The sequence below is a fragment of the Candidatus Paracaedibacteraceae bacterium genome, assembly GCA_019636055.1.
GTDB lineage: Bacteria > Pseudomonadota > Alphaproteobacteria > Paracaedibacterales > Paracaedibacteraceae > Paracaedibacter.
The window spans coordinates 478211-491564 of sequence record JAHBYH010000001.1; the positions used below are offsets into that span (position 1 = coordinate 478211).

Consider the following 13354-nt stretch of genomic DNA (forward strand, 5'->3'; position numbering starts at 1 on the left):
GGCAATAATGTATAGAAATCTAATTTATTCAGCACTATTTTCGGCACTTTTATCAACCTCGTCGTTTGCTGCTATACCTTCAGAACGCGATTCCTTGGATGCATTACAAGCATCACGGTATAGCTGGATGACAGACGGGCTTGATATGCAAGGTGGAGGAACAACATGGATTGAAATATTGGCTGATCAGGTTATTGATCGCATCGAACAACGCTGGAACATGCAAGGACAAGTTCGATCAGCCTTTCAAACAGCCTTGAAAGATCCACTCTTTAGATCAGCAGCTGATGAATTGATCCGCCAAACACCAGAAACATTCGTCACAACATTTCATTTAATCAATACCCACATGGAAAATCCTGTTGTTGCTAACGCATTCCAAAACTATGGCATATTGTCTGGGGTTATGGAGTTAGCCTTGTCCGTTGAGCAAGAAAAATTTGGGTATCTGCAGCAAATTTACGGGGGGCCCATTGATGCACGAAGCGCGGTTTTAAAACTTTGGCGAGCAGCTTCCAGTCCTGCTGAAGAGCGCCTTCGCTACGCTGCTGCTTACCGGTATGGGGTAGATTAGATCATACCCCACTCTCAAATTGCCCGACGATGTCCCGTGTCCAGGTGTGAATAGGCTGGTTAATCCAATGGTCGAGCAACTCAGGATTAGAAATAAGCTTGAGTTGTTTTAACAAAGCTGCCATAGCAACTTCGGCCGCCTTAAGATTACCATCATCAATCTTAAGACCAATCCCCCATTTTTTAGAGGGAATCCAACCGACAAAGACACCATCTGCGCCCATTTTCACAAGAACCTCACCCCCAGTTAATGAGATTACATCCGTACAAAATCGTCCTGATCCAGCAATAAGTTCGGGATACGTTTGTACTGACCGTGTTACACGCTCACAGGCAAGCCTCAAGTTATCCGACAACCCCACAGGGCTGGCTAAGCGAGCCATTCCCTTAGCCAAAGCAAGCATCGTCATACCCATCATTGGAATACAGCACCCATCAACTCCTCGTGGTGCTGTGTCTTTATCAATCCCCAAAATTTCAGCGGCAACTGACATGACATGGTCTTGGGTTGTGCTGCCCATCTGACTATAACCCTTGATCGGATATCCCATATATTTAGCCAACGTCATAAAACCGGCATGCTTACCGGAACACGCATTATGAAATGTCGTTGGATTCTGTCCTGCCGCCCGCAGTGCCTTATTAGCGCTCTTTCCCATAGGCGCATGAATGCCACACTCAAGGTCGTGATAAGATAACCCAAGACGCCCCAACCACTCTCGCACTAAATTTACATGAATATCCTCACCGCTATGAGATGCACAAGCCAAGGTAATTTCTTGATCGGTCACAGATAAAGCATCAGCTGCACCACTTGTGATCATGGCCAAGACATTGATCGGTTTTAAGGAAGACCGTGCATAGATAATCGATTGAAAATTGCCTGCTGCAGCCAAAACATCACCATCTGTATCGACAACCACATAGGCACCGCGGTAATGGTTTTCGATCAAATCGCCACGGCGTGTTTGAGCTAATATAGGATTATTAACATTGCCTGTCATGCGTCAATCTCCCGATGTTCTATAAAAACAGTCTCGCCCAGATCTTTCAGATATAAGGCAATTTGTTCAGCCATAAAAACGGATCGATGCTGGCCCCCAGTACAACCGCAGGCAATTGTTAGATAACTACGCCCTGAATTTTTGAACCCTGTTAATGTTGGCAAAAGCATATTTTTGATAGAGCTAAAAACACCACTCCATGATTTGTCATGAGTTAAAAATTTTGCTACAGGATCGTCCCTTCCCGTTAATGGCTGCAAATGTTCCTCGTAATGCGGGTTGTCAAGAAATCTTGCATCTAAAACCATATCAGCTTCGGGCGGAATACCACGGCGATAAGAAAATGACATGATTCGAATCTGCAATTGAGGAGACGTCGGGCGACCAAAGATATTTTTTAAGACACGCCCCAATGTCACAACAGAAAGAACAGATGTGTCAATTACATGGTCTGCTGCAGATTTAATCGGACTTAAACGCTCTCGTTCTTCTTGGATTCCTTCAGCCAGTGATTTTACGCCATAAGGATGACGATGCCGTGATACGTTATACCGCTTCATTAAAATGTCATTCTGACAGCCTAAATATAAAAGCCTAACCTCATAAAAGCCACGCAAATCATCAACAATTTCCAAGAAACTCTCTACTTCTGCACCAATAGCACGCACATCCATCCCTAAAACTAGAGGTAATGAAATCCTTTGGTTTTTAAGACCATCAATTAACCCCACAAGCAAACATTGAGGGAGATTATCGATAATTGTATATCCAAGGTCTTCAAAGACCTTAAGCGCTGTTGATCGACCGGCACCAGACATGCCCGTTACAAATATTAGATCCGGCAGTGTGTTCTTATCGGACATTAAAAACCTGTCTCTCTCACTGGAATTTTACGACCAATATAACATGAATATTATAATAGTCGCGATCAATTTAATATTTGGTTTAAAATGACCAAACATATGGGGCACTATGTCACGGTTTATTTCATGTACATCCTAAGGTATAAAAGAGAATAACCTACGGAGGAAATCATGCTAAAAACAATTTTACTATCCACTTTTTTAACAAGCATAGCTCTTGCTGATTGCTGTAACGACACAGCGCCCAAAGTTTCCATCGAGAACCCCATTATTCGCCCTGCCCAAAAAGGTAGAAATACAGGCGTCTACATGTCCGTTAAACTCCCCTGTAAAAAAGCAACTGATACGCTTCTTAATGCTGAATGTGAATTGGCAACATCAACAGAGCTTCACGATCACATTCATGAAAATGGCATTATGAAAATGCGCCCTGTGACAAATGTTGAAATTAAAAATGGCGAAGTTGTTTTCAAACCCGGCAGCCTGCATGTCATGTTAATGGGACTAAAACAGGATCTCAAAGAGGGTGAAACTATTAAAATCCGCCTAAATTTTGAAAAAGCAGGTGCTGTGGACGTCGACTATACTGTCAAGGTGCCCGCATAACAAGATAAAGCAATTAGCTATAGCGTGAATATTAAATTCACGCTTTTATTATTTAGAATGAGATCCACCAGGGACAAGATCGTTAACTTCACCCCCCAGAAAGCTATCTTCTTCTCGAACAATTTTCTTTCCACGCCCTAAACCAGAATAACTATCATCATCCAGAAAAAACTCGCCTCGGCTTCTCTTTCCAGACTCCTCATCACTCAAATCGTCATCACTCAAAAAATGGCAAATAAAATTTGAGGAAGGTATATCTTCATTTTCTTCTTTAATTTTATAGTCTACACTCGATAGGATCCCGTCAAATGGCACATAACCATTAAGCTTTTCAACAACGTCCTGAGGCTCTGTATAGGTATACTTATTATCAATCCCAACAACATACAAAGTTTTTAAATTAGGGTAAGGTCGAACCAAACGCAAATCATTCTGAAAAATGCCTGTATTAGAGCGAGACCCAACACTATCATCTGCAAACAACAGAACTTCCATCTCTGAAGCTTGCTCTGGGTCATAAAAATGCGGCGCCAATGCTTTTGCGCGAGAATAAGGATCATATGTGAATGCTCGATGAACAGAAACAACAGCACCATCTTTTAGAAAGTCAAAAGATACACCATTAACAACTGAGCGTCCCTTAGAAAAACTAGCACCATCCCCAATCACCCCATCAATGCCAAAATTTAATTTTAACAAACGCTGCATCGTTTCGGCAAAGCCAATTTTTGGATTGATCTGATATGATGGCCAAGCACTTGAAAAGATTAGATGGACTCCTGTTTTCCATAAATAATTTACCACAGAACGTGAGGAGCCACGTTCTTCGACAACTCCTGTATCCTTAGTTGGGTCCGCAAGACGAGTCAACGTTCCATCGACGTCTAAAACAACCCATATTTTGCGAGGGTCCATCCCTTGACTTATATGAGCGTTCACCAAAGGAACAAGAGCAGAAATCGAACTTGCAGAAGAAACGTGAGTCTCATATAAAGGGATAGTCAAAGAACCATTATCACTAGGTGTTCCGGGATCGGAGTTGTCAGCCGCATACAACTCACAAATTAAACTAGCAATAAAAAAAGCAAACAATTGATACAGAAACATCTTAGACAATCTCCAATAACGATCCATCAAGTAATGACCAGAATTATTTTGTCAATAATAAAGCGTAGAATAGTTTTTTGCACCTAGAAATAGAAAACATTAAGAATAACACGCTCTATTCTCAATAAAAAACCCAGCTTAAAGCTGGGTTTTTATGACGTTACCAAAGAATCTTAGGCAGCTGGCGCCGCTTTCGGTTCAGAAGCAACTGGTTTACCGTCCATATCAAACTTCTCAATTTTGAAGTCTTTACGAGCCTTTTCGATAACTTCTTGAGCATACTTCGGCATTGTCAAACCTTTAAGGTCGGACTTAGCTTCGTCAAACGTTGGTTTTTTGGCTGCACGACGATCAATTGTTTTAACAACGAAGAAAACAGATTCTTTTCCAAGCTTTTCTTCGACTGGCTTGTCAACCAAAACACCACCTTTTTTGCCTTCAAGAGCAGAACCAAGTGCTGGCGGCAATTCAGGAACTTTAACATAATCAGCTTTTCCGCCCTTTAGGTCAGCATCTTTTGCCTGACCTTCTTTCAAAGCTTTATCAAAATCACCAGATTTTGCTTTGACAAGTTTAATGAATTCTTCTGCTTTTTTCTTATCGCGGAAAATTGCTTGGTAGAAACTGACTTCATCCATATCAGGCATAACTTTAATTAATTCTTCATAAGCCTTTTTCAATTCAGCATCTGTTTGAAGTTTACCAATTTCCTTGTCCAACCATGCTTTTTGCAACATCGCTTCTTCACAGTCAGCAATACGCGCCTTGACTTCTTCATCCTTGTCTAGACCAGCTTTCTTAGCCAAATGAGTCACAATCGCCATATCAACTGAGCTTTGAACTAACGGATCAAAAATTTTGTCCATGGATTCGCCTTGCAATTGTGGTGGCAAAGCTTTCATACGACGCTTCAATTCACCAACAGTAATTTCTTTTTTCTTACCATCGATATCAACCTTAGCGACCACTGTTGAATCTTTAGTTTCAGCCATTGCTTGCATTGAAACACCCAAAGAGAGTGTAATAAGTGCGAGGCGGGAAAACTTTAACATTTCCATTCCTTTCGAAAAATTGCTATTCATATTTAAAAAGACAAAGCAAATCATTGAGTCTTTTTTAATTTAGATCTACACTAGATATAATACGACAAGCAAGAGTCAGTTTCAAAGATTAATATGGTTCTGGCATAAAACATAAAGGTTAAATTGTAAATGATAGTTTCTTTGCTCTCAAAAATTTTTGGATCCGCCAATGACCGCGTGGTTAAAAAATATCTAAAAGTAGTTGAAAAAATTAACGACCTAGAATCAACCTATGAGACCATGTCTGATGACGAACTAAAAGCTCAGACTCAAAGATTTAAAGATCGTCTTATCAACGGTGAAACTCTAGATGACATTTTACCCGAAGCCTTTGCCACTGTCCGCGAAGCATCTAAACGCACCCTCGGCATGCGACATTTTGACGTCCAGATGGTCGGTGGAATCGTTCTACACAACGGTATGATTACGGAAATGCGTACGGGTGAAGGGAAAACGTTGGTTGCAACTTTACCTGTCTATCTTAACGCGCTAACAGGCAAAGGTGTCCACGTTGTGACCGTTAACGATTACCTAGCATCCCGTGACTCTGCGTGGAATGGAAAACTTTACAACTATCTTGGCCTTTCTGTTGGTTGTATCGTTCACGGCATGTCAGACACCCAACGCCGTGAATCCTATGACAGTGATGTGACTTATGGAACCAATCATGAGTTTGGTTTTGACTACCTACGTGATAATATGAAATTCCGCATTGATGATATGGTTATGCGTCCATTCAACTATGCTATCGTTGACGAAGTTGACAGCATCATGATTGACGAAGCGCGCACGCCGTTAATCATTTCCGGTGCAGCCGAAGATTCATCTGACTTATACCGCAGCATCAATTTGATTATTCCAAAGCTATCGCCGGAACACTATGAAAAAGACGAAAAGCAACGCAGTGTCACGTTGAATGACGCCGGGATAGAGAAAATCGAAGAACTGCTGCGTGAGGAAAATCTGATCCAAGGTGAAACACTCTATGACATCCACAACATTAGTGTTGTCCACCACGTTAACCAAGCCTTGAAAGCTCATGTTCTCTTTACCCGTGACGTCGACTACATTGTCAAAAATGACAAAGTCATTATTATTGATGAATTCACGGGGCGTATGATGGAAGGTCGCCGTTATTCTGAAGGTCTACACCAAGCACTTGAGGCCAAAGAAGGTGTTACCATTGAGATGGAAAATCAAACTCTGGCTTCCATCACATACCAAAATTTCTTCCGCATGTATCCAAAACTATCAGGCATGACCGGAACCGCAGAAACTGAAGCACCCGAATTCGAAGAAATTTACAAACTACGCACCGTTGTGATCCCAACCAATCGCCCGATTGCAAGAAAAGATAACGATGACGAAGTTTACCTGACAGCCACCGAAAAATATAACGCCATGATTAAGCAAATCAAGGAATGCCAAGATCGTGGCCAACCTGTCCTTGTCGGGACAACCAGTATTGAAAAATCAGAAATGATATCTAAATTACTGACGACTCAGAAGATCAAACACCAAGTCTTGAACGCGCGCTATCACGAACAAGAAGCTGGCATTATCGCCGATGCCGGTGCGCCGGGTTCAGTGACTCTCGCAACTAACATGGCTGGTCGTGGTACAGACATTAAACTCGGCGGGAACCTCGAAGCGCGTATTGCCCGTGAAATTCACGGCTTGACGGACGAAAAAGAAATCAAAAAAGTCATTGATACAGCCACAAAAGAAATCAAGGAACTTGAAGAACAAGTCAAGGCCGCAGGCGGTCTATATGTCATTGGAACAGAACGTCATGAAAGCCGGCGCATTGACAATCAGTTAAGGGGTCGTTCCGGTCGTCAAGGTGATCCGGGAGAATCCAAGTTCTATATTTCATTACAAGACGACTTAATGCGCATTTTCGGGTCCGATCGCCTAGACCAAATGCTACGCCGTCTTGGGGTACAAGAAGGAGAAGCTATTTCTCATGCCTGGATTAGCAAAGCCTTAGAACGCGCACAACAAAAAGTGGAAGCACGCAACTTTGATATCCGCAAACATTTGCTCCGCTATGACGATGTTATGAATGATCAACGAAAAATCATTTATGAACAACGCCGCGAACTCATGCAAAGTCACGATATTTCTGAAATGATTGAAGACATGCGCGGTGATGTTGTTGAAGCGATTGTCCACCGTCATATTCCCCATGATTCACTGATGGAGCAATGGGATCTAGAAGGTCTGGCATCTGAAATCCATCGTGTATTTGGTATCACTATTGACGCTAAAATTTGGGCAAATGAAGAAGGTATTGCAGAACTTGAAATTATCAATCGTATTATCAGTGCAGCAAAAAAGCATATGGCTGCAAAAGAAGAGAAATATGGGGCAGCCATGATGCGAGCGGCGGAAACCAACATGGTTTTACGTCTTCTTGATAAATGCTGGAAGGACCACTTACTCACGCTCGATCAACTGCGTCAAGGAATTAACTTACGCGCTTACGCTCAAGGCAATCCATTGAATGAATACAAACGTGAAGCTTTCGTCCTATTTCAGGGCATGCTAGATGCGTTGCGTGAAGAAACAATTGGATCTTTGGCGCATTTCGAAATTGATGTCCCAGACGTCAATATTCTTGAGCAATTGCTTAATCCGGAACCAGATTTCTCGGGACTGGAAGAACAAACCCCGGATTGGTCGGGTGAGCCTCAAATGACCGATGCCGAAATCGTTGATATAAAACAGCAAAAACGGTCTCGCAAAGCAACTGATGGCGATGATCAAGACTCATGGGGACGCGTCCAGCGTAATGCAGCTTGTCCTTGTGGGTCTGGCAAGAAATTCAAGCACTGTCACGGTGCGATAGAAGCTACAGAGTAAGCCTTTATAGTGATGCCCCGTCCTTAGGAATAGGGCATCACCCTTTAAAACAACGATAAATTTAGTATCATGAGCGAAAAACTAACAAAAGAAGAAAAAGCCCGCCGCATGGCCGAAGCCCTGCGCGAGAACCTTAGAAAACGCAAACAACAACAACGTGAACGTGATATATCACAAGAAAAAGACACTGAAAATTGAGAAGCAATGCCTAGTCCCTCTAAAGGGACGGGTAAGACATAAGGTCAAAGAATGGGTTATGATTCTTCTTCATCCAAAACCACTGGTTCAGCAGGCACTTTATAGTCTTCATTTAACCACTTCAATAAATCTATGTTTTTGCAGTGTTTGGAACAAAATGGCGAGTATTCAGGAGCAGATGGTTTTTGACAGATAGGACAAGACATTTCGATATAGTACCTCAGATAAATATTTTCTACGGTACCAGATAACCGCCATCAAAACAACTTTGTCCCATTGTGTTCCCTTATAAAGCAATGAATCAGAGGCTGAATTTCTTCACGCCACCGTCTTCCGTTGAAAATACCATAATGTCCTGTACCAACTTGAACATAATGACTACGTAAACTGTCCGGCAAATTAGAACACAACCCATGAGCTGCAAGTGTTTGCCCCGGACATGAAATCTCATCAAGTTCACCTTCAACAGTCATTAACGCTGTTTTCTTAATCTTATCTGGTCTCACGAGATAGCCACGCCAATTTAATAATCCCTTGGGCAACAGATGATCCTTAAAAGCAATGCGAATACTATCCAAATAATAATCACCCGGCATATCAAGGACTGCTCTATATTCATCGTAAAATCGTTTATGAGCATCGGCCCCTTCTCGATCGCCTTTAATCAACTTAGTAAAAAGTTCCATATGGGCGTCACGATGACGTTTTACATTTAAGCTCATAAACCCTTGAAGAATCAAAAAACCAGGACAAACTTCGCGTCCCGAGCCCGCATAACCAGAGGGGATTTTGGTGATTAAATTGTTTTTATACCACAGCATAGAATGCTCTTCTGAAAAATCATTAACCGGGCCTGGATTAATGCGTGTATCAATCGGCCCTCCCATAAGAGTCATGGTTCTGGGCTGACTTGGCTCATTGTACTCGGCCAGCAAAGAGACTGCCGCTAATACAGGAACCGAGGGTTGGCATACCGCAATAACATGGGTATCCCGCCCCAAATAGCGCATAAAATCAAGCAAATAATCGACATAATTCTGAAAATTGAAATTTCCTTCTTTTAAGGGTACATCCCGCGCATTTTCCCAATCAGTAACATAAACATTATGATAGGGTAGCATCCCGCGCACTGTATCCCTTAACAGCGTCGCAAAATGTCCTGATAATGGTGCACAAATTAACACGTTAGGATCTTTTTGATACGCTCGGCCATTTTTATTATGGCGCTCAAACAATTTCAAAGAACAAAATGGTTTATGAAGGACGTTTCTTTCAACAATAGAAAGCACTTCATCATTACGAATTGTACTTTGCAAGCCAAATTCCGGCCGATCAAACGCCATTGTTGATCGACCAATCATTTCAGATGTTGCAGATAAGATTGAGGAATACGCATCAGCCTCTTGCGGCATTGCAGATGCGAACAATCCCATAGCATCTGACCAGACTTTTGCTGGCATCATCGCAGCGTTTTTTATTTCATTTAAATGATACAGCATAAGCCACCCTCGAAATATGAATCAAACTCATTCTAAAGGGACAGGGGTTAAGAAGGGGTAAATTCAGCAATAAAAAATCCCCCTCAAGGGGGATTCTTTATTGTTATCTAGTCTTATTTTTTACGCCATTTCTCACCAACAAAGTGTTCTCGTAATGGCGCCGTTGTTTTCTTACCAACATGTTCGTAGTTTTCTTTGATCCACTTATCAGCAGCAGCGCGACCTTTTTCAAACAAGTGCATAAAGAAATCCCATTCGGTGTTTAATTTGCTTGACCATCCTAAATCCGTAAAGGTATCTTCATCTTCAATCAAGTGCATAAAGACACGCTTTGTTTCTTTCGGATCTAACTTACCATCATCGATTAAATCAGAGATAAACGAAATAGCGCGCATTTCACGAACAACCGATGCGTTATTGGTTATTTCATTCAAACGATCACCAATCTCACGAGCTGTTGTTGGGATCTTCTCGCGTACTGTTGGATTCAATTGAATCAAAATAATATCTGGGCTTTCACAATCATAAATTAACGGGAAGAAGACCGGATTGCCAATGAAACCACCATCCCAATAATATTCACCATCCACTTTAACAGCATTATGAATCGTTGGTAGACAAGCTGTTGCTTGTAATGCTTCAATTTTCATTTCATCCAAACCAAAAATTCTAAGCTTTCCGGTCTGCACGTGGGTTGCACACAAATAAACTTTTACCCCTTTAAACTTACGAAGAGCATCAAAATCAAATGAGCTCGCAATAACATCCTTAAGTGGATCAATTTGTAATGGATTCAATTCATAAGGAGAAAACATACGACTCAGATAATCGAAAATCACAAATCCTGGTGAATGATACATCGTATATTTACCAAGAGCTTTATCAATAGGACCACGATGATTCAACGGGCTGTTTTTACCGGAATCACTAATTTTTTGCCAGAAAGCTTTTAGTTCATCACGAGCAGCTTGGTTTCCACCCTTCATTAATCCTTGGGCAATAGCAACAGCATTCATTCCACCCGCGCTGGTTCCAGTCAACCCTTCAATTTCAAAACGACCATCTTCCAATAGACGATCCATAACCCCCCATGAAAAAGCCCCATGAGATCCTCCCCCTTGAAGAGCAACCGATACCTTCTTTTTACCATTCTTTTTTTCAGCTTTGGCTGCTGATGGAATACTTTTATACATAAATTATCTCCCTCACAACTAATTCTTCATATTTATGATAATACTTTTGCGTCCTTAATAAATCGTTAATTTATATATATTAAGATAAACTAAGCTAGCAGAAAGAGGATCGTGATCATGGTTGATGTCGTATTTCATGGTACAAGGGGAAGTTTCCCCGTACACAGCGCCTATCACTTTAAATACGGTGGTCACACAAGCTGTGTTAGTATCGTCACAAAAAAACGATGGGTAATTCTTGATGCAGGGACAGGTATGATTGATGCCGGGAAAATTGCCCAAAGCCATAATTTTCAAAATTGCCATGTCCTCTTAAGCCATCTTCATCTTGATCATATTGTCGGCCTTCCCTCATTCGCACCGCTATGGTCACCTAATTTTACCCTTAATATTTACTCTTGCGCAGTTAATCCGCTAAAACAAATTAGAACCATCGTGTCACCACCATACTTTCCTGTTGATTGGAAAGATATCCCTGCAACAAAAAATATAACGAACTTCCATTCTGGTGAAACCCTAACAGCGGATCTGGATTGTCATGTTGACACAATCTCACTGTCACACCCGGGCGGGAGTTGTGGCTATCGTCTGCGTTTCGACAACCACAGAATCTGCTATATAACAGATACAGATTTGCCAAAAACCTTAAGAGAAAAGTTGACTAAATTCATTAAAAACTGTGATCTCCTTATTTTTGATAGCACCTATTGCGACAGCGAATATGGCCCTGTTTCAGACTTCGGTCATTCAACATGGCAAATGGCTTGTAATCTTGCAAAAGAAGCCAATGTTAAGCTTTTGGCCCTATTCCATCACGCCCCCAACCATACAGATGATTTTATTGACAAACTTGAGGAAGAAGCTAAGAAAATTTTCCCACGAGTCTTTGCAGCGCGATGCGGACAAACCCTAACGCTTCCAGAATGACGGCATTAAAAGAACAAAGATCGTCAGTAATTCAAGACGCCCCAATGTCATCCCAATCATTAAGCTCAGTTTAGCACCACTATCTAAACTCGCTAAACTTCCTGATGGCCCAATAAGTTTAGTCACACCGGGACCTGTATTACTCAAGACAGCAATAGAAGCTGAGAAAGCATCAATTATGCTTAAATCAAAAAGTGTCAGAACCCCAGCAAGACAAAATGCTGTAAAGAAATACAATGTTGTAAAGGTTAACACCGAACTTGATACAGATTCAGGAATTTTCTGCCCTTGATACAAGGGAATAAATACACCGTGTGGACGACGCAACTGTCGCAAATGCGTCAAAGCTACATGTCCCAAAACCTGTATTCTAAATACTTTTAACCCCCCTGCTGTTGATCCTGTGCATCCTCCAATAATACTAACAATCAATAAAGCTAAACAAGGGAACGCCCCCCAAGTTGTATAATCAATTGTGGTAAACCCCGAAGATGTCGCTAGGGAAGTCACAACAAAAAGGGATTCACGGAAAGCCTTTATAGGGGAAATACCTAAATGAGCCCAACTCCAGACAAAAAGAATCACAACAAAAAACGAGATTAACCTTAGAAACATTTGGACTTGGGAATCAAAAGCAATCGCTTTAGCATGTCCATGCCAAAGTCGAATAAATAAAACAAAGGTAAAACTTCCTAAGATCGAAAAAATAATAATGATAAATTCAATGACCCATGATTTATAAAAAGCTATCGACGCATCTTTTGTCGACAAACCACCCGTAGAAACTGTAGACATGGCATGGCAAATTGCATCAAATGGTGTCATCCCCGCCAAATAAAGCGAAAAAAAACAAGCGACAGTAAAAAATACATAAATTGATGTGATGGCTGAACTAATTTGCGATACGCGCGGCAAAATCTTTTCAGACTTATCGGAAAACTCACTACGGAATAGCTGCATTCCGCCAATACGCAACGTTGGCAAAATAATCAAAGCCATTAAAATAATCCCAGTCCCACCCAGCCATTGCAGGATAGAACGCCATAACAACACGCCTTTGGAAGCAGAGTTTAGCTTGGCAATAATTGTTGAGCCCGTTGTCGTAATCGCAGAGACAGCCTCAAACCAAGAGTCCAGATATGTTAGATTAAGATCTGACCAATATATTGGTAATGCTGCAAATAACGGTGTGATAATCCAACATAAAGCCGTCATCAAAAACGCTTCACGAACTTTTAATTCAATTTTATCTGTTGATCTATTAGCCATGGCAAGTAGACTACCCAAAGCCCCGGTTAGAAAGAAGGCAACAGCAAACTCTTGCCATCCGTCTGTCTTAAATACAAATAGCTCAGCAATTAAGGGAATTAACATCGCTGCTGCCATAGTACTCAACAGCATTCCCAGCAAATATAGAACAGGACGAAATGCAATCAT

At 41.5% G+C, this 13354-nt stretch carries 12 protein-coding genes; 4 read left to right on the forward strand and 8 right to left on the reverse strand.

Features of this window, described 5'->3' with window-relative positions; all coding sequences use genetic code 11:
- The first annotated feature begins 7 nt into the window (after positions 1-7).
- Complete coding sequence (locus tag KF820_02320) at positions 8-574, forward strand: hypothetical protein (protein MBX3457183.1); 567 nt, start codon at positions 8-10, stop codon at positions 572-574.
- Position 575: 1 nt separating this feature from the next.
- Here the strand turns inward: KF820_02320 and KF820_02325 are convergent, their stop codons facing one another.
- Positions 576-1577, reverse strand: a complete 1002-nt coding sequence (locus tag KF820_02325; protein ID MBX3457184.1) for an asparaginase — start codon at positions 1575-1577, stop codon at positions 576-578.
- Positions 1574-2440 carry an RNase adapter RapZ gene (gene rapZ / locus KF820_02330; GenBank protein MBX3457185.1) on the reverse strand — a complete coding sequence of 289 codons (867 nt, stop codon included), beginning with the start codon at positions 2438-2440 and terminating at the stop codon, positions 1574-1576. The genes KF820_02325 and rapZ overlap by 4 nt, the downstream gene beginning before the upstream one ends.
- A 171-nt stretch (positions 2441-2611) precedes the next feature.
- Here rapZ and KF820_02335 point away from each other — a divergent pair, with 171 nt between their 5' ends.
- Positions 2612-3046, forward strand: coding sequence for a copper chaperone PCu(A)C (locus KF820_02335; GenBank protein ID MBX3457186.1), 435 nt, complete (start codon positions 2612-2614; stop codon positions 3044-3046).
- Between the two features lie 48 nt (positions 3047-3094).
- Here KF820_02335 and KF820_02340 read toward each other — a convergent pair whose 3' ends face one another.
- On the reverse strand, positions 3095-4153 hold the full coding sequence (locus KF820_02340) for a hypothetical protein (GenBank protein ID MBX3457187.1): 1059 nt from the start codon (positions 4151-4153) through the stop codon (positions 3095-3097).
- A 173-nt stretch (positions 4154-4326) separates the two neighbouring features.
- On the reverse strand, positions 4327-5205 hold the full coding sequence (locus KF820_02345; GenBank protein MBX3457188.1) for a peptidyl-prolyl cis-trans isomerase: 879 nt from the start codon (positions 5203-5205) through the stop codon (positions 4327-4329).
- A gap of 162 nt (positions 5206-5367) precedes the next feature.
- Here KF820_02345 and secA point away from each other — a divergent pair, with 162 nt between their 5' ends.
- Positions 5368-8100, forward strand: coding sequence for a preprotein translocase subunit SecA (gene secA, locus KF820_02350; GenBank protein ID MBX3457189.1), 2733 nt, complete (start codon positions 5368-5370; stop codon positions 8098-8100).
- 254 nt (positions 8101-8354) lie between these two features.
- Here the strand turns inward: secA and yacG are convergent, their stop codons facing one another.
- The 3 genes from yacG to KF820_02365 form a co-directional block, all read right to left on the reverse strand.
- Positions 8355-8504 carry a DNA gyrase inhibitor YacG gene (gene yacG / locus KF820_02355; GenBank protein ID MBX3457190.1) on the reverse strand — a complete coding sequence of 50 codons (150 nt, stop codon included), beginning with the start codon at positions 8502-8504 and terminating at the stop codon, positions 8355-8357.
- A 51-nt stretch (positions 8505-8555) separates the two neighbouring features.
- Complete coding sequence (locus tag KF820_02360) at positions 8556-9797, reverse strand: polyhydroxyalkanoate depolymerase (protein MBX3457191.1); 1242 nt, start codon at positions 9795-9797, stop codon at positions 8556-8558.
- Positions 9798-9910: 113 nt separating this feature from the next.
- Positions 9911-10990 carry a patatin-like phospholipase family protein gene (locus KF820_02365; GenBank protein MBX3457192.1) on the reverse strand — a complete coding sequence of 360 codons (1080 nt, stop codon included), beginning with the start codon at positions 10988-10990 and terminating at the stop codon, positions 9911-9913.
- Between the two features lie 117 nt (positions 10991-11107).
- Between KF820_02365 and KF820_02370 the strand changes: the two genes are divergently transcribed.
- Entirely contained in the window at positions 11108-11917 is an 810-nt protein-coding gene (locus KF820_02370) for an MBL fold metallo-hydrolase (GenBank protein ID MBX3457193.1), read from the forward strand.
- Here the strand turns inward: KF820_02370 and KF820_02375 are convergent.
- Positions 11900-13354, reverse strand: a complete 1455-nt coding sequence (locus tag KF820_02375; GenBank protein ID MBX3457194.1) for a TrkH family potassium uptake protein — start codon at positions 13352-13354, stop codon at positions 11900-11902. The two genes, KF820_02370 and KF820_02375, sit on opposite strands and share 18 nt — an antisense overlap.